At 66.9% G+C, this 25,311-nt stretch carries 26 protein-coding genes; 16 read left to right on the plus strand and 10 right to left on the minus strand.

Annotated features, from left to right (window positions below):
• Positions 1-269 precede the first annotated feature (269 nt).
• Positions 270-656, plus strand: coding sequence for a hypothetical protein (locus tag DVR07_RS21860; protein ID WP_162829629.1), 387 nt, complete (start codon positions 270-272; stop codon positions 654-656).
• Between the two features lie 116 nt (positions 657-772).
• On the opposite strand, the gene DVR07_RS18805 is transcribed toward DVR07_RS21860, so the two are convergent.
• Positions 773-1,024, minus strand: coding sequence for a hypothetical protein (locus DVR07_RS18805; protein ID WP_115798870.1), 252 nt, complete (start codon positions 1,022-1,024; stop codon positions 773-775).
• Between the two features lie 216 nt (positions 1,025-1,240).
• On the minus strand, positions 1,241-1,741 hold the full coding sequence (locus tag DVR07_RS18810; protein WP_115798871.1) for a hypothetical protein: 501 nt from the start codon (positions 1,739-1,741) through the stop codon (positions 1,241-1,243).
• A gap of 546 nt (positions 1,742-2,287) precedes the next feature.
• Between DVR07_RS18810 and DVR07_RS18815 the strand changes: the two genes are divergently transcribed.
• On the plus strand, positions 2,288-2,764 hold the full coding sequence (locus DVR07_RS18815) for a cupin domain-containing protein (protein ID WP_115798872.1): 477 nt from the start codon (positions 2,288-2,290) through the stop codon (positions 2,762-2,764).
• A 41-nt stretch (positions 2,765-2,805) separates the two neighbouring features.
• Here DVR07_RS18815 and DVR07_RS18820 read toward each other — a convergent pair whose 3' ends face one another.
• Complete coding sequence (locus DVR07_RS18820) at positions 2,806-3,144, minus strand: DsrE family protein (protein WP_115798873.1); 339 nt, start codon at positions 3,142-3,144, stop codon at positions 2,806-2,808.
• A gap of 390 nt (positions 3,145-3,534) precedes the next feature.
• Between DVR07_RS18820 and DVR07_RS18825 the strand changes: the two genes are divergently transcribed.
• Positions 3,535-4,137 (plus strand): HD domain-containing protein, encoded by a 603-nt coding sequence (locus DVR07_RS18825; RefSeq protein ID WP_115798874.1) that lies wholly within the window; start codon positions 3,535-3,537, stop codon positions 4,135-4,137.
• Positions 4,138-4,197: 60 nt separating this feature from the next.
• Here DVR07_RS18825 and DVR07_RS18830 read toward each other — a convergent pair whose 3' ends face one another.
• Positions 4,198-5,259: a zinc-dependent alcohol dehydrogenase family protein gene (locus DVR07_RS18830; RefSeq protein ID WP_115798875.1), complete on the minus strand. Its 1,062-nt coding sequence runs from the start codon at positions 5,257-5,259 to the stop codon at positions 4,198-4,200.
• Between the two features lie 322 nt (positions 5,260-5,581).
• On the opposite strand from DVR07_RS18830, the gene DVR07_RS18835 reads away from it, so the two are divergent.
• Positions 5,582-6,541 (plus strand): aldo/keto reductase, encoded by a 960-nt coding sequence (locus DVR07_RS18835; RefSeq protein WP_115798876.1) that lies wholly within the window; start codon positions 5,582-5,584, stop codon positions 6,539-6,541.
• A gap of 50 nt (positions 6,542-6,591) precedes the next feature.
• A complete protein-coding gene (locus DVR07_RS18840) occupies positions 6,592-7,023 on the plus strand; it encodes a universal stress protein (RefSeq protein ID WP_115798877.1) in 432 nt (143 codons plus the stop codon).
• Positions 7,024-7,066: 43 nt separating this feature from the next.
• Here DVR07_RS18840 and DVR07_RS18845 read toward each other — a convergent pair whose 3' ends face one another.
• Complete coding sequence (locus DVR07_RS18845) at positions 7,067-8,272, minus strand: inorganic phosphate transporter (RefSeq protein WP_115798878.1); 1,206 nt, start codon at positions 8,270-8,272, stop codon at positions 7,067-7,069.
• A 223-nt stretch (positions 8,273-8,495) separates the two neighbouring features.
• On the opposite strand from DVR07_RS18845, the gene DVR07_RS18850 reads away from it, so the two are divergent.
• The 5 genes from DVR07_RS18850 to DVR07_RS18870 all read left to right on the plus strand — a co-directional run bounded on the left by DVR07_RS18850 (position 8,496) and on the right by DVR07_RS18870 (position 12,906).
• Positions 8,496-9,695, plus strand: a complete 1,200-nt coding sequence (locus tag DVR07_RS18850) for an MFS transporter (RefSeq protein ID WP_240318904.1) — start codon at positions 8,496-8,498, stop codon at positions 9,693-9,695.
• A gap of 112 nt (positions 9,696-9,807) precedes the next feature.
• On the plus strand, positions 9,808-11,076 hold the full coding sequence (tuf, locus tag DVR07_RS18855) for a translation elongation factor EF-1 subunit alpha (RefSeq protein WP_115798879.1): 1,269 nt from the start codon (positions 9,808-9,810) through the stop codon (positions 11,074-11,076).
• Between the two features lie 98 nt (positions 11,077-11,174).
• On the plus strand, positions 11,175-11,366 hold the full coding sequence (locus DVR07_RS18860) for a DUF5786 family protein (protein WP_115798880.1): 192 nt from the start codon (positions 11,175-11,177) through the stop codon (positions 11,364-11,366).
• Between the two features lie 221 nt (positions 11,367-11,587).
• Positions 11,588-12,406 carry a uracil-DNA glycosylase family protein gene (locus DVR07_RS22645; RefSeq protein ID WP_368281142.1) on the plus strand — a complete coding sequence of 273 codons (819 nt, stop codon included), beginning with the start codon at positions 11,588-11,590 and terminating at the stop codon, positions 12,404-12,406.
• A 92-nt stretch (positions 12,407-12,498) separates the two neighbouring features.
• Positions 12,499-12,906, plus strand: a complete 408-nt coding sequence (locus tag DVR07_RS18870) for a GerW family sporulation protein (RefSeq protein ID WP_115798881.1) — start codon at positions 12,499-12,501, stop codon at positions 12,904-12,906.
• 12 nt (positions 12,907-12,918) lie between these two features.
• Here DVR07_RS18870 and DVR07_RS21865 read toward each other — a convergent pair whose 3' ends face one another.
• A complete protein-coding gene (locus DVR07_RS21865; protein WP_162829630.1) occupies positions 12,919-13,098 on the minus strand; it encodes a hypothetical protein in 180 nt (59 codons plus the stop codon).
• A 94-nt stretch (positions 13,099-13,192) separates the two neighbouring features.
• On the opposite strand from DVR07_RS21865, the gene DVR07_RS18875 reads away from it, so the two are divergent.
• Positions 13,193-13,696: a YciE/YciF ferroxidase family protein gene (locus DVR07_RS18875; RefSeq protein WP_162829631.1), complete on the plus strand. Its 504-nt coding sequence runs from the start codon at positions 13,193-13,195 to the stop codon at positions 13,694-13,696.
• 62 nt (positions 13,697-13,758) lie between these two features.
• Here DVR07_RS18875 and DVR07_RS18880 read toward each other — a convergent pair whose 3' ends face one another.
• Positions 13,759-14,013 (minus strand): hypothetical protein, encoded by a 255-nt coding sequence (locus DVR07_RS18880; protein ID WP_115798883.1) that lies wholly within the window; start codon positions 14,011-14,013, stop codon positions 13,759-13,761.
• 145 nt (positions 14,014-14,158) lie between these two features.
• Here DVR07_RS18880 and DVR07_RS18885 point away from each other — a divergent pair, with 145 nt between their 5' ends.
• The 4 genes from DVR07_RS18885 (at position 14,159) to DVR07_RS18900 (ending at position 18,729) form a co-directional block, all read left to right on the plus strand.
• Entirely contained in the window at positions 14,159-15,181 is a 1,023-nt protein-coding gene (locus tag DVR07_RS18885) for an MBL fold metallo-hydrolase (RefSeq protein WP_115798884.1), read from the plus strand.
• A gap of 1 nt (position 15,182) precedes the next feature.
• Positions 15,183-15,899 carry a ThuA domain-containing protein gene (locus tag DVR07_RS18890; protein WP_115798885.1) on the plus strand — a complete coding sequence of 239 codons (717 nt, stop codon included), beginning with the start codon at positions 15,183-15,185 and terminating at the stop codon, positions 15,897-15,899.
• Between the two features lie 101 nt (positions 15,900-16,000).
• Complete coding sequence (locus DVR07_RS18895) at positions 16,001-17,746, plus strand: ATP-binding response regulator (RefSeq protein WP_240318905.1); 1,746 nt, start codon at positions 16,001-16,003, stop codon at positions 17,744-17,746.
• A gap of 116 nt (positions 17,747-17,862) precedes the next feature.
• The gene (locus tag DVR07_RS18900; protein WP_115798887.1) at positions 17,863-18,729 is read left to right on the plus strand and encodes a hypothetical protein; all 867 of its coding nucleotides are present in this window, start codon (positions 17,863-17,865) and stop codon (positions 18,727-18,729) included.
• A gap of 885 nt (positions 18,730-19,614) precedes the next feature.
• Here DVR07_RS18900 and DVR07_RS18905 read toward each other — a convergent pair.
• Together DVR07_RS18905 and DVR07_RS18910 are read right to left on the minus strand one after the other, a co-directional pair.
• On the minus strand, positions 19,615-20,856 hold the full coding sequence (locus DVR07_RS18905) for an orc1/cdc6 family replication initiation protein (protein ID WP_115798888.1): 1,242 nt from the start codon (positions 20,854-20,856) through the stop codon (positions 19,615-19,617).
• A gap of 1,583 nt (positions 20,857-22,439) precedes the next feature.
• Complete coding sequence (locus tag DVR07_RS18910; protein WP_115798889.1) at positions 22,440-24,023, minus strand: SLC13 family permease; 1,584 nt, start codon at positions 24,021-24,023, stop codon at positions 22,440-22,442.
• A gap of 227 nt (positions 24,024-24,250) precedes the next feature.
• On the opposite strand from DVR07_RS18910, the gene DVR07_RS18915 reads away from it, so the two are divergent.
• Positions 24,251-24,604 carry an SHOCT domain-containing protein gene (locus tag DVR07_RS18915; protein ID WP_115798890.1) on the plus strand — a complete coding sequence of 118 codons (354 nt, stop codon included), beginning with the start codon at positions 24,251-24,253 and terminating at the stop codon, positions 24,602-24,604.
• A 47-nt stretch (positions 24,605-24,651) separates the two neighbouring features.
• Here DVR07_RS18915 and DVR07_RS18920 read toward each other — a convergent pair whose 3' ends face one another.
• The gene (locus DVR07_RS18920) at positions 24,652-25,308 is read right to left on the minus strand and encodes a class I SAM-dependent methyltransferase (protein WP_115798891.1); all 657 of its coding nucleotides are present in this window, start codon (positions 25,306-25,308) and stop codon (positions 24,652-24,654) included.
• Positions 25,309-25,311 lie beyond the last annotated feature (3 nt).

Below are 25,311 nucleotides of genomic sequence, written 5' to 3' on the forward strand. Positions count from 1 at the left end.
GCTGCCGCTACTACCATTTCATTAGACGTGGATAATAGAATCCCCACCTAATAGATTAGGTCCAAAGAACTACGTGTGGGAGCCTCTCACGTTCGATTAGCCTCGAATACGAATCCTGTTTTGGCGGTTGTGTGACCGATACCCACCACGTGATGTGCGATTTAGAGCGTGTATCTATCACGCAGTTCACGCTCTAAATTGTTCGGTACGTGGCGCGAATCTATCAGACGGTGAAAAGGCACTTATCCATAGTATCGATAGTTTTGCGCGTGAAACGACGTGCCTTCCTCTCCACTGCTCTTGGAAGCAGTCTCATCATATCCGGTTGTCTCGGCGTCGGAGGGGGACAGAGTGGAGAAGGAACGACCGTCGAAATCATCCCAACTAACAATACCAATCAACAAATCACGCTCGATGTAGCCGTCTACGCGACGGATAGTTCCCTGCTACTTGACCACTCGTACTCGTTGCTGCCGGAACACGCTGACGAATCACAGGGTGTCGAAAATCGAGTTGACCACCTTGTCGTCTCACTGAATGGCGGAGACCAGATAAGACACGAGTACGACCCTGACGTGGATATCTGTTCACGCGATGGCGAAGACGTTCAGATCGTAATCAAACCAGAAGGTATCACGTTCGCTTACTCGTGTTAAATCCACGCTCTGCATTGACCGCCTCAGCTCACAATAAGTTCGTTCGGTGGAGTCAGAGCGCCAGCGATCAATGCATGGTGCAGACTGAGCGTTGCTTTAGAGGCTATTGGTGAGAGTTATAGGGTTTCGTGCCAATAGTCGATGGTCCGATATAGGAGATACAGAACGGCGTTAAGAACACCAGTTACAGCAAACAACTGGCCGAGTTGGATCCAGAATCTCTCGAACGGCAATCCAACATCACTCACTCCGTACGTGAACAACGCGGAGATGACGCCCCAAATGAGGAGAATTGTTGCGATACGTGCGCCGTCCTCTATGTACGACGATATCGGTCGCGCCTGAGGAATGGAGGACTTGTCAGTCATACGGATAGCATTCTAACTGCTCTGGTTAATATCCTCTGTATTTAATAGGCTCATGTAGCACCTGTTGCCCGTCGGAAACTGACTCACCGAAATTGCTCAATACGTGGTGCAAATTGAGCAGTCCGCATTGTTCAATAGTCACACGATGTACGTCTCCGTGGGCAGTTCATATCCACTAGTGAGCGGGAAAACTACCGAAAAAGAGGAATACGTCGTCTATGACCGAGAAACGCGCATGTCTTCGACAACTACTTCGTCTGTGCCCTCTCCGCCGTTGGTGACGCCGATATAGAGCGCGGCAAGTGTCTCCCCAGAGATGCCCCCGACAGTCCCCTCCTGCAACTCGGCCAGTGTCGCCTCGGATTCCGCATTCAGAAGGCCGAATACGGTGTCGCCGTCGATCGTCACTTCCCCACTTGCGGGTGAAGACAGGAGTCCTTCCTCGTCAGTATCGGAACCAAGGGCGCTCTCCGTCCCGTCGTCGTTGGACTCCCAATTCCCGAACTCGCCGCTATCATCTTTGTCCAAGTACAGGCCGAAGAACAGTTCGGCGGGCCCCCAGCGCGGGGTCTGGAGGGTTCGTGAGGTGACAGTCACGGTTTCGATCGTGCCAAGCCGCCCGAGGTGTACGTCGAAGCCGGTGTTTCGGTTCGGCGGTTCCGTCCCGAGGTTCTGCGCGAGACAGCGCACGCTCCCATCGGATTGAGGCTCTGCCATCCATCGACTCTCCCCGTCTTGCATATCGTACGGTGTGTCTGACCGCCCCCACGTCTCGGGGCCTTTCGGAAACCACGCATAGTGGCCGTGACCCTCGATTTGTGCGGCGACTCCAGTTTGCTCATCTTGCGCGACTGCACTCCCGACGGTTGTTACCCCACCGCAGACGACCGCGCCCGTGGCGACCGCTCCCTTTCGTAGGGCACTGCGGCGGGATAAAGTATCATTTTGTGTCATTCCAGTACTTCGCACCCCAAGAGACATTGTTATGTGGTAGCATATATCATATAGAGAGTTTCTATCGTTCATCTGCCGTAACAAGGGATACAGTGAAGTCAGCCCAAAAACTGGAGTCAATACTCGCTACGTAATACCTCGTTTCCGACAAAATCCCGCCGCGTTTTCGGAACGCGGTCGCCAAACGACCGATGATACGTACACGCTCTGTACTTCCCGCGAACCCCACGAACGGTCTGAACAGAGAAACCGCACCACCGTTTACCGGGTACCCAAATCACTTACGGTCACCCCCCTCAAATCGCCGTCATGGAGAAAGTCGCCGTCGACGAGGTCGACAACGAGCGCAACCCGATGAAGGTCCACAGCGTCCGCAAGCCGGTCTCGCGGGCGCTGGGCACCGACCACTTCGCGATGAACTACTTCGTGCTGGAACCGGGCGAGTCGTTCTCGGGCGGCCTGCACACCCACCACGACCAGGAGGAGGTGTTCTACGTCGAGTCGGGCACCGCGACCTTCGAGGTCGGCCTGGACCGCGACGAGGTCGTCGTGGACGCGGGCGAACTCGTCCGGTTCCCGCCCGGCGAGTTCCAGAAGGGGTACAACGACGGCGAGGCGACCGTCGAGGGGTGGGCGCTCGGCGCACCCGGCGCGAGCCACGACTGGGACGAACTCCAGTCGCGGGCCTACTGCCCGGAGTGCGACGAGGAGACGACCCAGGACGTGGCGATGGGCGACGGCCGCTTCGAACTGACCTGCACCGAGTGCGGGACGACGCAGGGGTAGGTCGGGGCGAGACAGTAACAGAGACGGAAGGAGAGGCGCGTTCAGGGCCGGAGGTAGGCGTAGCCGTCGTCCTGTAGTCGGGTGAGTTCGCTCGCGCCCGACGACACCGTCTCGACGCCCTCGACGAGGTCGGCGTCGTCGAGGTCCATCAGGTCGAGCGTGTTACTGCAGGCCCGGAACGAGATGCCCGCGTCCCGGAGTTCCCGGACGGTGTCGCTGTGGGTGCCGTCGTTCGTGAGCGGGTCGATACCCTTCGACTGGGCGACGACTACGATGTCGTCCATGTCGATGGTCTCGTCGTTCGAGAGGTTCTCCGCGATGGTGAGAACGGTCTTCTGGTGGTCCTCGTCGCCGCTGGTCAGGTGGAATGCAGTTCGCATGTATCCGAGTACGCGTCTGGTCCGGAAGTGGTTGCTGGCCCGGGCGACGAACGCGGAAGTTCAGCTGTGCTTGACGGTGGCGGGAAGGTAGTGGCCGGACACTCTCGGACCGAACGAGCGGGCTGAAAGTTCGCTAGCTACTGCCGTCACCTGTGAGCTTCCGCACTGCGACCGCGACCGCAGGCCTCTCAGACCGCCCCAGCCTCGGCGGCCGCCCGAACGCGGCCACCGCCCTCGCGCATTTCGGCGCGCCACAGAAGGCGCGCCATCGCACGCCGGGATTTTACGCGACTCGAGTGTAGCGTTCCCCGGTGGGTCGAGCGCAGTATCTGACGGTCGACCCCTCTCGACACACCAACCCTTACCTTCCCGCCCGGAGAGTTCGAACCCATGTCCGACGAGACGCCCGACTACGGGGCCCAGGTGCGCGAGGCTCTCCCCGAAATCGGCGACATCGAGGACGAGGACCTGCGCGAGCGGGTCGTCGAGGCGTGGACGCTCGGCCTCGCTCGCGGCGGGTGGCGCGACGTCCGGGACATCCCGTACGCCTGGAACATCCACGAGGTGACGAACGTCGAGCACGTCCGCGGGGTCACGCGCATCGCGGTCAAGTCCGCCGAGGAGCAGCGGGACTTCCACGGTGCGGACCCGGACCTCGACGTGATTCGGGCAGCGTGCCTGCTCCACGACGTGGGCAAATGCTACGAGTACGTCGACCACGTCGACGCCGAGACCCTGCTCGACCCCGATCCGAGATACGCCGGCGAGACCATCCCCCACTCCATCTCGGGGTACGCGCTGGCCCACGAGGTCGGCTGCCCGCTGGCGGTCCAGCGCGCCATCCCCCACTTCCTCGGGGAGGTGCCCGACCGTACCCTCGAAGCGGAACTGGTCAAGAGCGCCAACTCAGCGAGCTCGAACGCCATCACCCAGTCGGCGATGGGCATCACGCTCCAGGAGTGGGTCGAGAAGTACAGTCAGACGAGCGACTGAGTGGACGACCCCACGTCGTTTACGCAAACGTAAACGAAAACGGGAGAGGTTCGACCGGCGTCAGAACTCCGTGACGACCTCGATGCCGACCGTGCCGTAGTCGCTCATCGCGGCGAGGCGGTCGGGCACGTCGGCGAGGCCGACCTCGCGGGTGACCAGCGCGGCGGGCGAGACGGTGTTGCGGTCCATCATCCGGATGAGCTCGCCGTACCGCGTCGGGGGCATCCCGCGCGAGCCGAGGAACGTCACCTCGTTCATCGCCATCGCGTCGGTCGGCAGCGACACCTCCCCGCGCTCCTCGTCGGTGGTCAGCCCGAGCTGGAGGTGCTGGCCGCGCTTGCCCAGGCACGCCACGGAGTTCCGGCAGGTCTCGGCGACCCCGAGCGCGTCGACCGAGACGTGCGCTCCCTTCTCGGCGATCTCCCGGATGCGCCCGGGCACGTCGGCGACGACGCCGGCGTTCACGGTCTCGTCGGCGCCCAGTTCCTCGGCCTTCGCCAGCTTCTCGTCGGCGAGGTCGACCGCGACCACGTTCGCGCCGAGGGCGTCCGCGACGTGGACCGCCGAGAGGCCCACCCCGCCGCAGCCGTGGACCGCGACCCAGTCGCCGGACGTCAGGTCGGCGCGGTGAGCGAGGCCGTGGTACGCGGTCGCGAACCGGCAGCCGAGGCCGGCCATCTCGACCGGCGAGACCCCCGTCGGGAGCTCTACGGCGTTGTAGTCGGCGTAGGGGACGTGGACTTCCTCGGCGAACGCGCCGGGCGCGTCGGCCTCGAACCCCAGCGCCAGGCCGTCCTCGCAGACGTTGCCGTGACCGCTCCGGCACTGCTCGCAGGTGCCACGGCCGAGGTTGAACGGGACCGCGACCCGGTCGCCCTCGCGGAACCGGGACACGTCCTCGCCGACCGCGACGACGGTGCCCGCGGGTTCGTGGCCCAGAATCTGACCTTCGGGCACCTGGTCGTCGGCCCACTCGCCGTGGCCCTGCCAGGCGTGCCAGTCGCTCCGGCAGATGCCGCAGGCTTCGGTCTCGACCACGACGCCGTGGGGGTCGGGGTCGGGCCGGTCGACGTCTTCGATCGCGAGGGGTTCGCCGTACTCGCGCAGGACTGCCGCTCTCATGCGCTGTGGGTTGGTCGGTACCGAGTTAAATCGGTGGGTCACGGCTAGGTGTTCTCGATCCGAATTCGGAAGGAGGCTGGAACGTCCCCATCGCGTTGAACTCCCAGAAAGCCCCCGACCGCTCGCGGTCGTCGTGGTCGTCTCGGCGACCCCTATCCGAGGCGAACATAGTGAGCCGAGGATATGTCGTCGAGCGACCGCGAGCGACCGGGGGCTTTCGGAAATGGAGTCTTCCGAAACAGTTCAGCCGCAGTGGTGTTCACCTCCGTGTTTAGTTACCGTCACGCACAGAACTAAGGCCGAAAATGCAGTCACGACCAGTATGGACTACGTCCGACTCGGTTCGACCGGCACCAGGGTCTCGGAGATCTGCTTCGGCACGTGGCGCTTCGCCAAGGAGTCCGACGGTACCGTCGAGACCGACCGCGGGACCGCCCACGACCTGCTCGACGCCGCGTGGGAGCACGGGGTCAACTTCATCGACACCGCGAACGTCTACGGCGACCCCAACGGCACGGCCGAGGAGTGGATCGGCGACTGGCTGGCCGACTACGACCGCGAGGACTTCGTGCTGGCCTCGAAGGTGTACTTCGGGTTCGACGACGGCCCGAACGACCGCGGCCTCTCGCGCAAGCACATCCGCGACCAGATAGACGGCACCCTCGAGCGCCTCGGAACCGACTACCTCGACGTCTACTACATCCACCGCTGGGACGAGGAGACGCCCATCGAGGAGACCCTCCGGACCCTTAACGACCTGGTGCGCGAGGGGAAGGTCAACTACCTCGCGGCGAGTTCGATGGCGGCGTGGAAGCTGACCAAGGCGCTGTGGACCAGCGACGTCGAGGGGCTCGAACGCTTCGAGGTCACCCAGCCGCGGTTCAACGCCGCGTACCGCGACCCCGTGGCCGACTACCTCGACGTCTGCGCCGACCGGGACCTCGCGGTCTGCCCGTACTCCCCGCTCGAAGGCGGTTTCTTGACGGGCAAGTACGAGCGCGACGGCGGCGGCCCCGAGGGTTCCCGGGGCGACCTCTACGAGTGGGACGGCCGGTTCGACGACCGCCAGTGGGCCGTGCTGGACGCGATCCGGGACGTGGCCGACGAGGAGGACGCGACGCCGGCGCAGGTGGCGCTCCGGTGGCTGGCCGACCAGCGCGAGTTCCAGTGCGTCCCCATCGTCGGCGCCCGGACGGTCGACCAGTTGGAGGAGAACCTCGGTGCCGCCGAGATCTCGCTGTCGGACGACCAGTTCGAGCGCATCCGGGAAGCCGACGAGTAGGGCCCTCACTTTTAACGCCGGCCTCCGCGAATCCCCCCGTACCTACCGTCATGGCACCGACGCACGTCCTCGTCCCGCTCGACGGGTCGCCCCTGGCCGACGACGCGCTCGTCCACGCGCTCGACACCTTCGACTGCCGGACGACGGTCCTCAACGTCGTGACGCCCCTCGACGAGTCGATGAGCGAGGGTGGGCTGCTCGAACCCGGCGAAGACCGCCGCGAGAGCGCCCGCGAGCGTGCCGAGGGGATCGTCGACCGCGCGACGCGCCGCGCCGGGGACGCCGACCGGAGCGTCGACACCGCTATCGAGACCGGCGACCCCGCCGAGAGAATCATCGAGTACGTCGAGTCCACCGGCGTGGACCACGTGGTCATGGGCGGCCACGGCGGCGACCGTCACGAACTCACCCGCCGGCTCCTCGGGACGGTGGCCACGAAGGTGGTCGCCGAGACCCCGGTGACGGTGACGGTGGTCCGGTAAGCCACCCCGGTCTCCCGGCGAGTCCGTCGGTTCCGGAACGGGGCTACGCGCCGAGCGCCATCGCGAGCGCCCGGTACAGCCCGAACCCGACCGCGACCGACGAGACCAGCGTCACGACCCAGAACGTCAGCGTCACCCCTATCTTCCGCCGGGAGACGCCGGCCGACCCGCCCGCGAGGCCGCCGCCGATGACCCCCGAGATGATGATGTTGTTGAACGAGATGGGGATGCCGAGCGCGATGGCGAGCTGGGCGATGACGAAGCCGGGCACGAGCGCCGCGATGGAGCGCCGGATGCCGAGCTGGGCGTACTCCCGCGAGGTGGCCTGGAGGAGCCGGGGCGCGCCCATCCACGCGCCGGCGAGGATGCCCGTCGCGCCCAGCGCCAGCAGGACGACGCCCGGCAGGCCGAGCTCCGCCCGGTAGAGGTTCTCCAGCGGCCCGGTCGCCAGCCCGACCTGGCTCCCGCCGCTGGAGAACGCGACGACGCTCCCGAGCGCCACAAGGAACGTCTTGATACCCCGATCCACCGAGACCTGGGTCCGCCGCCGGATGAACTGGAAGCTCACGGCGGCGAGGAGGAGCGTCGCCGCCGCGGCGACGACCTCCACGCCCCCGACGGTCGGGCCACCCAGCCGACTCGCCGCGAACCCGGCGAGCGACCCCTGCTCCTCGCCTGGGGGCGCGGGGATGATGCTCAACTGGACGTTCGCCACGATTCCGCCGACGAGCGCCGCGAGCAGGGGGACGCCCACCGTCTCGGGGATGTCCTCGCGCCGGAGAATCGTCGCGGTGAGGTAGGCCAGCCCGCCCGAGACCGGCGGTACCAGCACCCAGAAGGTCGCTATGCGCCGGTAGGTGTCGAACGCGGCGGTCCCGCCGAGTGAGAGCCCCACGCCCACCATCGCGCCGGTCGTGGCGAACGCTGCCGGGACGGGATAGCCGGTGTAGACGCCGAACGCCATGAACGCGGTGGCGGTCAACAGGCCCGCCGTCGCCGCCAGCGAGGTGATGGCGACGCCGTTCACCAGCCCCGCGCCGACCGTCTCGGAGATGCTCCCGCCCTGGGTCAGCGCGCCCAGCGCGGCGAGGATGCCGATGAGGAACGCCGCGCGCATCGTCGAGATGGCGTTCGCGCCGATGGCGGGAGCGAACGGCGGCGAGTTGCTGTTCGCGCCGAGCGCCCACGCCGTCAGCAGGCCGGTGACGGTCGCCAGCGCCACCAGTATCCAGAACACCAGTCCCGTCACCGTCGCGTCAGCGCTCCGGGTCGGTGGTGACCGCGGCGTCTCGCTGTCTGGCCCATCGTCGGGTCCTCTCGCCCGCTCGGTTAATAAGCGTTCTCGAAGTGAGGGGACGCGGGACGATTCTCCCGGAGTTCACTCCCGACTCGACAACGGACCCTCGCGGGACTCCGTCCCGTCGCCTGCCGCCACGGACGGAACTTTATACCGGCCCCGAGAATTGCGCGCCGTGACCGACGACAAACGTCGCGCTCCCCGCCGAGGGACGGTCGGCCTCGTCGCCGGGCTCTTCGCGCTCTCGGCCGCGGCGGCCGCCTACGAGATAGCGCCGGCCAGCGTCCTGCCCCTCGTTCGGTCGTCGCTCGACGTGGGCCCGACCCTGGCGGGGTGGCTCGTGAGCGTGATGTACCTCACCGCGGTCGTCGCCAGCGTCCCGGTCGGGGTCGCGCTCGACCGAGTGCGGGTGCGCCGGGCCGTCGCGGTCGCGGCGGTCGCGCTGCTGGTCGCGGGCGCGTGGGGCTGGGTCGCCGCCACGGCGGGCGCCTACTGGTGGCTGTTTGCCTCGCGCATCCTGGGCGGGTTCGCCTACGTGGTGGTGTGGAACGCCGGCGCGAACCTGGTCGGGCAGGCGGTAGGACCGGAGATCCGGGCGACCGCCGTTGGCGTGTTCACCGCCAGCGCGCCGGTCGGGTTCGCGCTCGGCCAGTTCGGCAGCCCGCTGCTGGCCGACCGGTTCGGCTGGCCGGCCGCGCTCCCGGTGTTCGCAGCCATCGCGGTGGTCGGGGTCGGCGTCTTCCTGGGCTCGACCCGCGGCCGGCGCCTCGCGGTCGCGGCCGACACCCCCGACCGCGGGCAGGTCCTGACCCTGTTCGCCAACCGCGGCGCGTGGACGCTCTACGCGCTGTGCTTCCTCGCGTTCTCGCTGTACCTGTTCCTCAACTCCTGGCTTCCGAGCTACCTGACCGGGCGGCTGGACGTCTCGCTCGCGGTGAGCGGCCTGCTGACCGCGGTGTTCCCGGCGGTCGGCGCCCTCTCCCGGACGGGCAGCGGATTCGTCTCCGACCGGCTGTTCGGCGGGCGGCGCCGGCCGGTCGTCCTGCTGGCGTTCGTCGTGGCGGTGCCCGCCGTGACGGGGTTCACAGTCGTCTCAGGGGTCATCGGGGCGGTCGCGCTGCTGGTCGTGGCGGGGTTCGCGGTCCAGATCACCATCGGGCTGCTCTACACCTACGTCCCCGAGGTGGTCGCGCCGGCGGTCCGGACCACGGCCATCTCGATGCTGACCAGCGTCGGCCTGTTCGGCGCGTTCGCGGCGCCCATCGCGGCCGGGGCGGTCATCGACCGGGCGGGCTACCGGCCGGCGTTCCTGCTCGCGGCCGTCGTCGCGGCGGTCGGCGCCGCGCTCGCGTGGTACGCGCCCGACAGCGGGTGAGTCACGAGCCGACCGACCGCGTGACCCGCCTCCTCCATCCGAGGCGGCTCCGCCGTCGACAGCTATTTTGTCCTCGCGTCCCGACTACTTCACCTGCACGGTGGGGGATACCATGGCAGACAAACCGCATCAGAACCTGGCCATCATCGGCCACGTCGACCACGGGAAGAGCACGCTGGTCGGGCGACTCCTCTACGAGACGGGGAGCGTCCCGGACCACGTCATCGAACAGCACAAGGAGGAGGCCGAGGAGAAGGGCAAGGGCGGCTTCGAGTTCGCGTACGTGATGGACAACCTCGCGGAGGAGCGCGAGCGCGGTGTCACCATCGACATCGCCCATCAGGAGTTCGAGACCGACACCTACTACTTCACCATCGTGGACACGCCCGGCCACCGCGACTTCGTGAAGAACATGATCACGGGCGCCTCCCAGGCCGACAACGCCGTCCTGGTCGTCGCCGCGGACGACGGCGTCGCGCCACAGACCCAGGAGCACGTCTTCCTGGCCCGCACGCTCGGCATCAACGAGCTCATCGTCGCGGTCAACAAGATGGACGCAGTCGACTACGACGAGAACCGGTACAAGGAGGTCGTCGCCGAGGTCAAGGACCTGCTCGACCAGGTCCAGTTCGACACCGCCGACGCGAGCTTCATCCCGATGTCGGCGCTGGAGGGCGACAACGTCGTCGAGCGCAGCGGGAACATGGACTGGTACGACGGCGAACTCGTGCTCGAAGCGCTCAACGAACTCCAGGAGCCCGAACCGCCGACCGACGCGCCGCTCCGGCTGCCGATCCAGGACGTCTACACCATCTCGGGCATCGGCACGGTGCCCGTGGGGCGCGTCGAGACGGGGATGCTGAACACCGGCGACAACGTCAGCTTCCAGCCCAGCGACGTGGGCGGCGAAGTGAAGACCATCGAGATGCACCACGAGGAGGTCCCGGAGGCGGGTCCGGGCGACAACGTCGGGTTCAACGTCCGGGGCATCGGCAAGGACGACATCCACCGCGGCGACGTCTGCGGCCCCGCGGACGACCCGCCGAGCGTCGCCGAGACGTTCACCGCCCAGATCGTCGTGATGCAGCACCCGAGCGTCATCACCGACGGCTACACGCCGGTCTTCCACGCCCACACGGCGCAGGTCGCCTGCACGCTGGAGTCCATCGACCAGAAGATCGACGCCTCGTCCGGTGAGGTCGAGGAGGAGGACCCCGACTTCATCCAGTCGGGCGACGCCGCGGTCATCACGGTCCGGCCCCAGAAGCCCCTGAGCATCGAACCGTCCAGCGAGATCCCCGAGCTCGGGAGCTTCGCCATCCGCGACATGGGCCAGACCATCGCGGCCGGGCGCGTGCTGGAGGTCAACGAGCGCTCGTAAGCGATTCGGCCGAGTCCGGCGAGGAGCTTCGGCGGTCACCCGCGAGGGGCCCGCCGGACACCGACCGATTTTACTATCCGCAGCCCCTCGCGTTAGACATGGGTTTTGGTAGCTACGACGAATCCGAACAACAGGACCAGGAAAGCGACTTCGACGAGGACGACGGGGTCACCGTCCACGAGCACGTTCACGAGGGGGAGGTGTCGTTCGACTCCGAGGCGTCTCAGGACGAACTTCTGGACCAGTTGGACGAGATCAAGAGCAACGCCGAGGAAGACGACGAGGAGTAGCGCTCCCCGTCGGTGGGGGATTCGGAACTCGGTTCTTCGAGGCCTCGACTCTTTGTCTGCCGGCCGCGGTGACTCCAAGCCCGAAACAGGGAGTATTGACGCCGGACACGAGAGTGCGCGGAGAAGAGGTCGGGGACGGTCGCACCCCGCGACGAACGCCGAGACGCCGTCCCCGCGGTGAACCGCGTTCGTTTTAACGCCCTCCGCCCTACTCGCCCGGCGTGAAGAACGTCACGGACAGAACCAGCAACCCCTTCGGGATGCGACCGCCCTGCCCCGAGGAGTCTGGGGAGTCGGGCGAGACGGCCGGCCGCAGCGCCGTCTTCGGCTACGGCGACGCCAACGCCGACTTCCACGTCGTGGGCGACCACCCGGGCGTCCACGGCGGCCGCGACACCGGGGTCCCGTTCACCGGGAGTTCGGCGGGCCAGCGCCTCCAGGCGGTGCTCCACGAGGTGGGCCTGCTCGCGGACCCCTACAGCGACGAACCCGAGGCCGCGGACCTGTTCCTGAGCTACCGGTACATGTGCTGTCTCCCCGAGGGCCGCGAGCCGACCGAGCGGGAGTACGACGACCTCGAACCGTTCTTCGACGCCGAGTTGCGGGCCATCGCCGCCCACGTCCTGCTGCCGGTGGGCGAGCGCGCGACCCGACACGTCCTGCGGACCTACGCCGCCCGCGAGGCACTGCTGGCGCCGGAGGGCGGCGCGAGGCGCGGCGAGCCCGCGGCGAGCGGAGAGGCGGCCAACGGCGGCGTCGCGAGCGGCGAGACGCCGACCGACGAGGCGGCGTCCGGCAACGACGCGGCGGACGCCGAATCGGCCGACGGTGGTCCCGGCGATAGGATGGCCGACCTCCACGCCGACCACCTGCCGGGCCGGGGATTCCTGGTCGTTCCGGTCCGCGAACCCGCCGAGTGGGACGACGGCGACGCCGAGCGACTGGCCGCCTCGCTGGCCGACCTGCTGGCGAGCGACTACCGCCAGACCGCCGACCTCGGGCGGTTCCTCGCCGAGCACGACACCTACGAGGTCCGGTAGTAATCGGGGGCGGAGCGGGTGTTCGGCGGCATCAGTGCCGGCGGCACGCACGCTTTTCTCCCCGGCCGCCGAACCCCGTTCCGGGGACCACAATGAGCGTCACTCAGATAGAATCCATCGTCGAGCGACTCCAGCGGAGCGCGAACGTCCGGTCGGTGTTCGGCGACCCGATAGAGCGCGGCGAGAAGACGGTCGTCCCGGTCGCCCGCGTCGCGTTCGGCTTCGGCGGCGGATACGGGAGCGGTGGCGAATCCGACGACGGGTCGAACCGCCGGGGGGCCGGCGGAGACGCGTCCACCGCTTCCGAGAATCCGACGGCCGAGCCGCGGGGCGCGGGCGGCGGTGGCGGCGCGGCGGCCGCGCCGGTCGGCGCGCTCGAGATCACCGACGACGGAACGCGCTTCGTCAGGTTCGGCGAGCGCCGGCGGTCGCTCGGGCTGCTGGGCGCCGGGTTCGCGGCCGGACTGCTGGTCGGTCGGCGGATCGGTGGCGGGGAGTGAATCGGGTCGCCGTTACGCCGTCTCGTCGTAGGTCCGACCGCCGGGAACGAGGACGTCGAAGAAGCCCCGGAAGATGCCGACGACGAGGTCGAGGACGAGCGGGACCAGCGGGACGACGACGAGCAGCGCGACCACCGCGCCGACGGCTACCGCCGCGACTTCGAGCGCGGACGTGGGCTTCGGGACGGCCATGGCTCCGCTAACGGCGGCATCCGTGAAAACGCTGACGTCGGAGCGCCGGGCCGCAACAACAGCTAAGGACGTGTGCGGGCTAAACGGTAGGACCATGGCACTCGACACGGCCGAGGACCTGTTCGAGTACGAACTCCGGGGCGTCTACTACGCCGAAACGCAACTGGTCGACATGCTCGACGAGCTCCAGACGAGCGCGACCGAGGCCGACTTGGTGGACGGGTTCGCCAGCCACCGGGACGAGACCCGCGAGCACGTCGAGCGGCTCGAGCGCGTCTTCGCCCTGCTGGACATGGAGTCGCGCGGGCGGACCGTGCCGACGGTCGACGCGCTGCTGGAGGAGAAGCGCGAGGCCGACGCCGAATCGAACGACGAGGCGGTCCAGAACGCCCTCTACAACCACGTCGGCAGGAAGGCCGAGCGGCTCGAACTCACGGCGTACGAGGGGCTGCTCGCGCTTGCGGACGCGCTCGACGTCGACGGAGAGGCGGTCGACCTGCTGGCGCAGAACCGCGACGAGGACCGGGACGCGCTCGACGAACTGGAGTCGGTCTCCGAGGGCGGCGAGTTCGAGTCGTTCGTCGACCGACTGCTCTGAGCGTCGGCGTGAGACCCACTGCACCGGGAACCGGCGGCGAACAGCGTCGAGAAGGAGAGCGCCTACGAGTCGTCGCCGAACTCCGAGCCGCAGTGCCCGCAGGCCATGCTGTCGGAGGGCAGCGCGCGCTGCGGCGTGACGAGCCCGCAGTCGTCGCAGATGCCGAAGAGTCGTCTGTCCGGGGCGATGCCGCTGACGAACTCCATCCGCACCCACGCGTCGGAGTTCGTCTCGTCGTATATCTCGACCCCGCCGTCGGTCCGCTTCCAGTTGACCGGGTCGGCGTCCTGCTCCCGTCGCTCCAGTCGTTCGCTCATCGCGTACTCGTATCGCGGACGGTATCTATCATAAACGTTCCGTATGAATATTTACTACTGGTGTACTCAAACGCCTCTCACCGGGCGAAGCCGGAGCGAGCGCCCAGAGAGAAAACGACTTACCGGTCACGGGCCGAGTACGAACGTGAAACGGATTCAGCTCGGGAACAACGTCTTCGAGGGTCGAAACGACGTGTACGTGTTCGACGACGCGGGGCCCACGACGCTCGTGGACACCGGCGTCGCCACCGACGGCGTCCGCGACGAACTCCGCGACGGGCTCGCTGAGCACGGCCTCTCGTTCGAGGACGTGGACCAGATCCTGCTGACGCACTGGCACCACGACCACTCGGGCCTGGCGGGCGAGATCCAGGCCGAGAGCGGCGCGACGGTCCGGGTCCACGAGGCCGACGCGCCGATGGTCACCGACGAGGGGATGAACCACGAAGCAGAGATCGCGGAGCGGGACCTGTTCGAGGAGTGGGGCGTCCCCGACGAGAAGGCCGAGGAACTGCTCGACTTCCTCGCGATCCACGAGGAGATACAGGGCCGATCGCCCGAGGTCGAGACGTTCGCCGACGGCGCGACCTTCGACGCCAGCGACGTGGAGCTCGAAGCCGTCCACCTGCCGGGCCACGCAGACGGACTGACCGGGTTCGAATTTGCCGGTGAAGACGGCCGGGAGTTGCTCGCGGGCGACGCGCTCCTGCCGAAGTACACTCCCAACGTCGGCGGCGCCGACCCCCGCGTCGAGGACCCGCTGGCCGCCTACCTCGACTCGCTCGACCGGATCGTCGAGGGCGACTACGCCCGCGCGTGGCCCGGCCACCGCGACCCCATCGACGACCCCGCGGGTCGGGCGCACGAGATCGCGACTCACCACCGCGAGCGGACCGAGCGCGTGCTCTCGGTGCTCGACGAGCGCGGCGAGGCCGACGCGTGGACCGTCAGCGCGGACCTGTTCGGCGAGCTGTCGAACATCCACATCATGCACGGGCCGGGCGAGGCGTGGGCGCACCTCGACCACCTCGACCGCCGCGGCGTCGTCGACCGGACCGAGGCGGGGTACGCCCTCGTCGAAGAGGACCCCGATCTGGACGCGCTGTTCGGGAGCAGTCCCGCCGGCGCCGCCGACTCGCCCGAGGCCGGCGCGTCCGGAGGGAACTGACGTGACCGCGGTCACAGTCTGGAACGAGTACCGCCACGAGCGCGAGGACGAGGCGGTCCGCGAGGTCTACCCGGAGGGGATCCACGCGACCATCGCCGACTTCCTCGGTGACCGTGGGTTCGACGTCCGGACGGCGACGCTGGACGAACCCGAGCACGGCCTGACCGAGCAGGTGCTCGACGACACCGACGTGCTGACGTGGTGGGGCCACGAGGCCCACGACGAGGTGCGCGACGAGGTGGTCGAGCGCGTGCGCGAGCGGGTGCTGTCGGGGATGGGGCTGGTCGTGCTCCACTCGGCCCACTTCTCGAAGATATTCAAGCGACTGATGGGGACGACGTGCGACCTCAAGTGGCGCGAGGAGGGCGAGACCGAGCGGCTCTGGACGGTCGAACCCGGCCACCCCATCGCGGCGGGCGTCGGGGAGTCCATCGAGGTGCCCGAGACCGAGATGTACGGCGAGCGGTTCGACGTCCCGGCACCGGACGCGCTCGTGTTCACGAGCTGGTTCGAGAGTGGCGAGGTGTTCCGGAGCGGGTGTTGCTACCGGCGCGGCGCGGGGAAGGTGTTCTACTTCCGGCCGGGCCACGAGACGTATCCGATATACCACCAGCCCGAGATCCAGACGGTCGTCGCCAACGCCGTCTCGTGGGCCGAACCTGTCGACGGTCCGAGCGCTTCGTTCGGCAAGCAGCAGGACCCGCCGGAGAAAGGGTAAGCCACCCGGTCTCGCCGGCGTCATCGGTGGTGAGAACGCGCAATCAATCCTGATATCTAGATTCGTAGGGTTGAAGGAAGGAAATCATTTATTAGGTCACCGTGACTCCGGGCAGACAGAAGATGCCGGAGGCCCACCCCCGCGTCCTGCACGTCGAGGACAACGACTTCTTCGCCAGAGTCACGGCCGAGATACTGGCGGAGGAGTACGGCATCGACGTGTGCCGGGTGGAGCACGCCGACGCGGCGCTCGGGCGACTCGAGACCGAGCAGTTCGACTGCATCGTCAGCGACTACGAGATGCCGGGGCTGGACGGACTGGAGTTCCTGGACGCCGTCCGGGAGACCGATCCCGACGTCCCGTTCATCCTGCTGACCGGCGGCGGGAGCGAGCGGGTCGCGAGCAGGGCCATCTCGGCCGGCGTCACCGACTACCTCCGGAAGAGCGAGGGGAAAGAGCAGTTCGCGGTGCTGGCCAACCGCATCGAGAACGCCGTCTCGCGGCGGCGCGCCGAGCGCCGCGCGGAGCGACAGATCGAGGTCAACGACCTCATCTGGGACGTGAGCCAGTCGATGCTCCGGGCCTCGTCGCGGGAGGACATCGAGGGGCGCGTCTGCGACCGGCTCGCCGACTCGGACCCGTACGTGCTGGCGTGGGTGGGTAACGTGGACGAGGAGACGGCGGCCATCCGGCCCGAGGCGACTGCCGGCATCGAGCAGCGCCACCTCGACGATATCATCTACGAGGCCGAGCGGGGGACCGACGACCCGCTTCCGGTCCAGCGGGCGGTCCAGACCGGAACCGTGCAGGTCGCACGGCGGAGGGACCTCGAAGACAGACTCGACGACGAGTTCGAACTGCCAGCCGAGCGGTTCGCGCTCGCCGCCGTCCCGCTCGTCTACCGCGGCCGGTCGTACGGCGTGTTGAGCGTCTGGTCGGACGACCGGTACGCGTTCGACGAGACCGAGCGCCGGGTCCTCTCGAAGTTCGGCAACACCCTCGCCTACGCCATCGACTCGGTCCAGACGCGCAAGGAGCTCGTCCGCCGCGAGCAGCGCCTCCAGGTGTTCAACCGCGTCCTCCGACACAACCTCCGCAACGACCTCAACGTCGTCCTGGGACGGGCCGAGAACATCGCCGAGCAGTACCCGCAGGCGGCGTGCGAGGCCGACATCATCCGGCAGAAGGCGGGCGAGCTCATCGAGATCAGCGAGAAGGCCCGCGAAGTCGGCAAGACCCTCGACGGCGGGGACCGGACGACCAAGCGCGTCGACGTGACCGACTGCGTCGAGCGGACCTGCGAGGAGTTCCGGCAGACGTACCCCGACGCAGACATCGCAACCGAGACGCCCGCATCGATCACGGTGTACGCCGACAAGACGCTGGAGGCTGCGATCAGCGAGGTCCTCGAGAACGCCATCGAACACGGGGGCGAGGAGTCGTCGGTGACAGTCGCGGTATCGGCCTACGACGAGGAGTGGGTGGAGGTGACCGTCCTCGACGACGGGCCCGGCATCCCCGAGGAGGAGCGCGACGTCCTCACCGAGGGCGAGGAGACCGCGCTCCACCACGGCAGCGGGCTCGGGCTCTGGCTGTCGAACTGGATCGTCGGCAAGTTCGGCGGGGAACTCACCTTCGACGACTATCGGACGAACGGCGGGGCGGTCACGCTCCGACTCCAGCGCGCGGTCGCGGACCGTTCGGTAGGGGAAGACGACTTCGAGCGGGAGGACGATTTCGAGCGAGAGGACGGGGTCGAGCGGAAGGACGACTTTGATCGGGAGGGAGGTTCCGGGCCGGGTGACGGCTCCGAACAGGGGAACGTCTCCGGCGTCGAACAGCGGTAACCTCGCAGTCGATACTCGGAAGTCGAGTCGGCCGTAGCGCGACGCTGTGTGCAGGGAAAACCGTCCGTTCGCTTAAATAACAACTAAGTGCGAGCGACCCGATTATTACTGACATAATGAGTGCGAAAACGACCGGGCTCGTCGAGCGGTTCCGGCAGCGGGAGTACACCGGCGAGAACAGGTGCACGCCCTGCACCGCCGTCAACGTCGGCATCGCGGCGGTCGGGAGCGGACTCGTTTCGGCCGCCGTCCGACCGCTGGCCGGCGGGGCGGCGTTCGGGCTGTCGCTCGGGATCATCTACCTCCGAGGGTACCTCGTCCCCGGAACGCCGACACTGACAAAGCGGTATCTCCCCGACCGAGTGCTGGCGAAGTTCGACAAACTGGAGGACAAGAGGGTCGGAGCCGACGAGAACGGAATTTCCGAGGAGCACGGAATGGTCGACGACCGGACGGACGCCGGCGCGAACGCGGAGGAGCGCGAGCCCGAAGCGGTCCTGGCCGACGCGGGAGCGGTCGAACCCTGCGCGGAGGTCGACGACCTCTGCCTCGCCGAGGAGTTCCGCGAGGCGTGGGACGACGCCATGGACTCGATAGCGACCGACGGGACCGAGACGGACGACCTGGCACGAATTCTCGACCTGGAGGCCCAGAACCTCTCCGTCGAGGAGTACGACGGCGCGCTGGTCGCTCGGTACGACGGGCGGCGCCTCGGCCAGTGGGCGTCGCGCGCGGCGCTGGTCGCCGACCTCGCGGCCGCGGAACTACTCGAGGAGCGCTACGACGACTGGGACGACCTCCCGGTCACGAACCAGAGCCGCGTCCTGAGCGGCCTCCGGGTGTTCCTCGACGAGTGTCCGGACTGCGGCGGCGACGTCACCGTCGAGCAGGAGACCGTCGAGTCCTGCTGTCGCACGATGGACGTGGTAGCGGTCAGCTGTTCGGCCTGTGACGCCCGGATTCTCGAGGTCGAGCAGGAGTAACTGCGTGGCCACACTCGGGGGTCGTCCTCGACGAGCACGTACTTATACGGCATGCTCCGATGCGACGAACTCCGAAGCGGCCGTATCTTGACCTCGTCGCGTGACGCGACGGACCGACGCCGAGACCTGTCTCGTCGTTTCCGGTCGCTACCCCCGCGGTTTCCGCTGTCTACCGTCGAGAAACCCCGGGAAAGGTACAATGGTCATCGTGGTCGTGGAAAGGGAGGTGGTACGGCAGTCATCGGGTTCGTGGAAAGTAAGATGGTACGACAGTCATCGTGCTCGCTGACGGTGAGGTGGCACTGTCGCTACTCGTGGAAATCGACGCGACTCCGGCGTTTCCGCTGTCCGTCGACGGAGGTCCACGGATGGGTACACCGGCGTTTCCGCTGAATCGACACCGAAGTTTCTGCCGTTCCGGTTTCGAGGGCCGGCCGCGGAACACCGGGATTTCCGCTGTTTTCCCTCGGAGTGTCCGTCTCCGTCGACGACTCTCCGACCCCGCAGTTTCCGCTGTTATCCGTATGGTGAACGGCTCTGAAATCCAAAAACGACCGTTGTACTATCATAAACTCGGGTGGAATTCGCCGGAATGAGATACGAGTCTCCGTAAATGTTACGCACGGTCAGGTGCAGACAGCGGAAACGACGGGGTCGGATCGCGGGGTACTCGAGGCGGACGGCGTCGGACGACAGCGGAAATAGTGGGGTTGGTGAGGGCAGGGCCGGCGGCTCGGACAGCGGAAACTGCGGAGTAACTGAAACGGTGGGATGATTGGAGCTTCGAGGTGAGTAGAGACGAGGTGACAGGGACCGAGGCTGAACAGCGGAACGGATTCCGGACTGTCAGAACTCCCGGCGGAGATGAGGGTCGGAGGTCGACGCTCAGTTCTCCGCGTCCTCGAAGGTAGTCTGGTAGTACGGCCGGATGCTCTCGTGGACGCCGGCGAACTCGATGGTGTCTTCGAGCGCGGTGACGACGAGCTGGAGGTCCTGCTTCAGGGCGTGTTTCCGGTACTTGCCGCCCGACATGCCCTCGTTCTTCTCGGTCGAGGAGATGACCCCGAGCATCGCGAGGTCCGCGAGGTGGTCGCGCATCCGGCGACTCGTCAACGGTTCGGTGCCGACGTGGTTGCAGAGCTGCTCGTAGCGCGGGCGGATGTCCCGCGAGCGCGCGGGCGTCTCGTCCTCGGCCTCGAGCGAGGTGAGCGCGTAGAGCACCAGGCGGGCGTGTTCGGTCAGGTCGGCGACGCCCTCCATGATCCGGTCGCGCTCGAGCTTCTCGCGGGCCTCCTGGACGTGCTCGTCGGTGACCTGCTCGACCGCCTCCTTGCGCGCCAGGTCGCCGGCCTCGAGCAGGAGGTCGAGCGCCTGCCGGGCGTCTCCGGCGTCCTGAGCCCCGTAGGCGGCGCAGAGCGGGATCACGTCATCGGCGAGGGCACCCTCGTGGAACGCCACCTGCTCGCGCTGGCTGAGCACCTTCTGGAGCTCGGTCGCGTCGTACGGGGGGAAGGAGACCTCCTTCTCGCAGAGCGAGGAGCGCACTTTGGCGGAGAGCGAGTCGCGGAACGAGAGGTCGTTGGAGATGCCGACCAGGCCGATCTTGGCGTGTTCGAGGTAGCCGTTGCTCCGAGCGCGGGGAATCTGGTAGAGGATGGAGTTGTCGTTGATGTGGTCGACCTCGTCGAGGACCACGATGACGGTGCCGCCGACCTGGTCGAGTTCCTCCCAGAGGAAGCTGTAGACCTGCGCCTGCGGGTAGCCCGTGTTGCTGATCTGCTCGGACGGGTCCCGGAGGGTGTTGACGAGTCGGACGGCGACCTGGTAGCTGGAGTTGAGCCCGTCGCAGTTGATCTCGATGACGTTGAGCGAGATGTCGTCGTACTTCGCGGCGTCGTTCTGGAGCCGGTTGAGCAGGAAGCGGGTGGCCGCGGTCTTACCGACGCCGCTCTTCCCGTAGAGGAAGATGTTCGACGGGGCCTCCCCGTTGATGATTGGTTGGAGTGCGGCGTGGTACTCCTCCAGCTCCTCGTCGCGGCCCACCAGGTTGTCGGGAGTGTACTCCTCCAGCAGCGCGTCCCGGTTCTTGTAGAGGGAGTTGTCCCGATCGAAGCTGAACGACGACATGAACGGTCCTTGAACGGATGGGGATATAAAGGCTCGTGGTAAGCGGCGCGTCCGCTGTTTCTTCTGTCCCCAAGCCTTATCACTCGTGGCGGTTTCTCGGGGGAGTGTCGTTTCCTCTGTCCGTCAATACTTAAAGACACACCCACCCCACCGTTTCCGGAGCTTTTGTCGTAGGGGTGAGCCAGATTGGAGTTATCTTATGAAAGGGAAACACTTATTTAGATTCATCTGCAACCATACCCGTATTCCAACTCACCTAAATAGACTACGAGGTGAGAGAATGGCTTCTAGGTTTTGGTAACGGTCTCAGAATTGAGAGAGCAAGATTGAGAGAGCAAGAGAGAAGGAGAATGAATCAGCTTTCGATTTCTATCTCACTTTACCTCCGATTCATTTCCGGTAGTAGGAGATGTGCACCCTCGACGACTGTTATTCCTACAGGCTCCCTCGAGTTTCTCCCAGACAAGGTGACACCTCCGCCGATATGATCGCCTCACGACTACCGTCCCTTTCGACGAAAACAGCGGAAACGATGGGGTGGGTGTCCCCGTTCGACCCGCTCCTCTCTTCGGCGAGGACAACGGAAACGATGGGGTGGGTGTGACAGGTTCTCTTTCGTCTCCCGTCGGGCAGTCCCGGGCCGTTTCTGTAGAGCCTCTCCCAACCGTCCGCCAGGCTTCGGCGGAAACAACCGCAGTCGTTTGTCGATAGAGACGCTACGTCTATGGAGAGAGACGCTAAGGCAGGAAATCGGAACAATACCGAACTGCGATGCGCCTGCCGGAAACGACGTGCGCAACCTCGGAACACAGCGGAGAACAGCGGAAACCGTGGTGTTGCGACGAGCAGAGCGAGTCCGTGGTATCCCGTATCGGCCGACTCTGCTCTCGCCGTTGCGTTCGACCGAATCCCCGTCCCCTAGTCATCTACCTGTCTTTCCTTTCAGTTGGTCACGTTGCAGACCAACCTTACAGATAATCGACGTTCGACTACATGCCACTCTCTTAATCGAACGCCTGACCGTCTTGATTACCGTACCGCCGCTTCCGGCGGATTCGCGAAACAGCGGAAACGATGGGGTAGCCCGACGAATCCGAATTCGGGCCGACGAACTCCGGTGCACCAGCCAACGGGAATTTCGCCAACCGGGCCTCGTTGGGGCTATTCGCTCCTCTCCAAACAGCGGAAACGGCGGGGTTGGGTGGAAGGGGGATCCGACTCGGCTGTCCTGGTCGTCATCGTACGAACCATCATCGGCACGGCCCGGCCGGGTTCGAGGTTGGCGATTCGATTCCGTTCTCGCCGCCGGTCGTCCGTCCAGCATTATCTCCTCGTGGGTACACTCGCCGCCCCGATCAGTTCCACCGTCACTGCCTCGTCGGGTTCGGTTTCGGTGATGAGAGACCGCATCGGTTCTTCGTGGGAGCGGCCCTGTCGGTCGCCGATGCCCCCGATGACGTCCCCTGCGCAACGGTCCACGAGACGTTAGACTTTGAGACGGGAGAGGTGGTCCGGAGGTTGTGATAGGAGGGCGGTACTCGCCGTTCGCCACGAAATCCGGCACTCACACCGGCCGACGGGATTCACACCACTGCCGGCAATATCGTCACCGCCAGCACCAGCAGAATGCCGGTCGTCACGATCACGAACACCGCGTCCAGCACCGACCCGGCCCGGAGCATCTGGCCGCGCGTCACCTCGCCTGTCCCGAAGACGATGGCGTTGGGGGGCGTCGCGACCGGAAGCGCGAACCCGTAGCTCGCGGCCACCGCGCTCGCGACCGGGAGCAGCACGGCGGCCTCGACGCCAGCACCGCCGATACCGATGAATCCGCCGCCGCCCGAACCACCGCCACCGCCGACGGTCCCGAACTCCCGACCGACCTCGATCAACACCGGCGCGAGGACGGCCGCGGTCGCGGTGTTCGACGCGAGTTCGCTCAGGGCCACCGTCAGCGCGACGAGCGCGACAAGGAGGACCGCCAGCGGCGCGTCCCCGAGCGCGACCAGCACTCGACCGGCCAGCCACTCGGTCGCGCCGGTGTCAGAGAGCGCGTCCGCGAGGGTGAGTCCCCCGCCGAACAGCAGCAGCGTCCCCCAGTCGATGCCCTCGACGTCCTCCCATTCGACGCCCTCGGCGAGGAAGAGGACCGGAATCGCCGCGAGGCCGACCACGACGAAGTAGAGCAGACCCTGATACCCCGGCTCGCCGCCCGCGGCGACTCCCTCGCCGAGGACCCACGCGCCCTCGCCGCCGAACAGCGTCGTCTGCCACTCCGGTGGCAGGAGCTCGGCGAAGACGAACTCCAGCCCGCCCAGCAGCCAGAGGATAGCGACCGCGACGAAGACGACGGCGACGCGCCTGGCCGGCCGGTCGAGCGGTCCCGACGCGGCCGACGACCGGCGCGCACTGGCCCGGGCGCCCGAGACGTCGACCGGCTCCGGCGGGTAGAGCCGGACGAGCAGGTACCACGCCAGCGGGAGGGTCGCCGCGACCGTCGGCAGACCGACGGCCAGCCAGTCGGCGAAGCTCACCTCGTAGCCGGCGTCGGCGAGCTGGGCCACGACGATGGCGTTCGGCGGCGTCCCGATGAGGGTGCCGATGCCGCCGATGCTGCCCGCGTAGGCCACGCCCAGCAGGGTCGCCGCGTGGAGGTTCTCGACCGACCGGTCGGCCGCGGCGTCGATCTGGCGGACGACCCCGACCGCGATGGGTGCCATCAGCGCCACCGTCGCGGTGTTCGAGATCAGCATCGAGAGCACCGCCGTGGCCACCATCACCCCGAGCACCACCCGACGGGGCGTCGTCCCCACGCGGCCGAGCAACCGGAGCGCGACGCGCCGGTCGAGCCCGTGCTTCTGGAGCGCGGCCGCGAGGACGAACGTCGAGAGGAACAGGAAGACGATGGGGTCGGCGAACCCGGTCAGCGCTTGCGAGAGCGTCGGATAGACCCCCAACACCACCAGCCAGAACGGCACCGTCAGCGCGGTCACCGCCAGCGGGAACGCGCCCGTAATCCAGAGCCCCGCGGCGAACGTCGCCGTCGCGAGCGCGCGCTGGCCCGCGACGGGCAGTCCTGCGGGAGTCGGGAGAGCAGCCACGGCGAGCGTCGCGACTGTCACGCCGAGGACGACCAGCCAACTTTCGGGGCGTGGGACCTTCCTCATGATTCTTGCGCGGAGCGCCGACGAGGGTGAACTCGCCCAGAGTTGGACCGAACTCAAGTAATACCTTCCGGGTGACAGTTCCGAACGCGAGGGGCCGGACCTCCGCCAAGCGGGTTTGGTTTAGGTGCGAGGTTTCGATCCCCGGTCAAGTGGCCGAACCCGGCGTTGTTCGGAAACACCACAGCACCACACACAACGTTTTGACCTTCCGGATCGTCTTGTCTGGTATGGCGACGAACACACAACTCTCCCGACTCGCGATCGCGGCCATCGCGGTCCTGCTGTTGCTCCCGGTCGTGATGATGCTGTTCGCGTGGCCGATGATGGGGATGGGCTGGTGGATGCACGGGCCCGTAGACGGACAGGTCGGCCCCGGCGGGAGCGGCGGCGCGACGCCGACGTGGATGTTCGGCTTCTGGATCGTCGGCCTGCTGGTGCTCGTCGGGGCCGGCTACCTGCTCTACCGGTGGGCCGCGAACGAGACGACCGACCCGGCCCTAGAGGAGTTGCGTCGGGCCTACGCGCGGGGCGAACTCTCCGAAGAGGAGTTCGAGCAGCGTCGCCGGCGGCTCCGGGAGTAGTGGAGTCGGAGGCCCGTCTCTGGTCGCTGATTCGGAAACCACCGGAGTCAGGCCCGCGCGATCACGAGGAACGTCTCGGGACGCTCGTCGGCCCTGACGACGTCGAACCCCGCCCGTTCCAGCAGGGCCACGGCCTCGTCGCGGCCGTAGCGCTCTTCGACCGGCGGGCCCGCTTCGCCGTCGCCATTCGCCGTCCAGTCGGCGACGACGAATCGGCCGCCGTCGCGGAGGACGCGCGCGACCTCGACCTCTCCGCCCGACTCGCCGCCCCCATCTCCGACGTCGTCGTGGCCGTATTCGCCGTGCCCACTTTCGCTATGCTCGCCTCCGCCGTGCCTGCCTTCGCCGTGCCCGTCGCCCGCGAACTCGTGGAACGTCATCGTCGAGAAAGCGGCGTCGAGCTCGCCGTCGGCAAACGGGAGGTCACCGATGTCGGCGGTCACCGGGTCGACGTTACCGGGGACGCCCTTCTCGCGGTAAAGGTCGTGCATCTCCGGCTGGACGTCGACGGCCCTGACCTCGCCGGCGAACGGGGCGACGTCGTCGGTGTAGAAGCCGGTTCCGCTGCCGAGGTCCGCGACCGTCGCGTCCCGGGCGTTTCCGAGATCGAGGGCGGCCACGAGTTCCTCGCGAGAACAGTAGCGGTACCGCGACTCGTCCTCGAGCCTGTCGGCCGACGCCGGGTCGAACGTGTGAAAACCCATCGT

The organism is Halorussus rarus (assembly GCF_003369835.1).
Taxonomy (GTDB): domain Archaea; phylum Halobacteriota; class Halobacteria; order Halobacteriales; family Haladaptataceae; genus Halorussus; species Halorussus rarus.